This window comes from Petrotoga sp. DB-2 (genome assembly GCF_054051725.1).
In genome coordinates this window covers 1-601 of record NZ_JBSVZD010000071.1, presented here as the reverse complement: position 1 = coordinate 601, position 601 = coordinate 1, and the positions used below count along the sequence as shown (strand labels likewise).

At 52.1% G+C, this 601-nt stretch carries 1 rRNA gene; it reads left to right on the top strand.

Annotated features, from left to right (window positions below):
* A 23S ribosomal RNA gene (locus tag ACW9JY_RS10470) occupies nt 1-601 on the top strand; the annotation flags it as partial.

The window sequence follows — 601 nt, the reverse complement described above, 5'->3', positions numbered from 1 at the left end:
GTTGTGGGTAACAGCTACCCGAACTGCCAGATAGGGGGTTGGAGATATATACGAAGTGGAAAGGCATGGGAAGGCCTACCGAAGAAGGTGAAAGTCCTGTACACGAAAGTATATAAATTCAACTGCTGTTAACCCGAGTAGCGTAGGACACGAGGAATCCTGCGTGAAGCTGGGTGGACCTCCATCCAAGGCTAAAGAGGACAGCTGAGCGATAGTGGAATAGTACCGTGAGGGAAAGGTGAAAAGGACCCCGGGAGGGGAGTGAAAGAGAACCTGAAACCGTATGCCTACAGGAAGCGGGAGCGAAAGTGACCGCGTGCCTTTTGATTAATGAGCCTGCGAGTTATTTTCGGTGGCGAGGTTAAGCCGGAAGGTGGAGCCGAAGGGAAACCGAGTATGAAAAGTGCGCAAGTCACTGGGAATAGGCCCGAAGCCAGGTGAGCTACCCATGTGCAGGATGAAGCTTGGGTAAAACCAAGTGGAGGTCCGAACTGGTGGATAGTGAAAAATCCTCAGATGACATGTGGGTAGGAGTGAAAAGCTAACCGAACCTGGGGATAGCTGGTTCTCCCCGAAACGTGTGTAGGCACGGCCTCTGGAA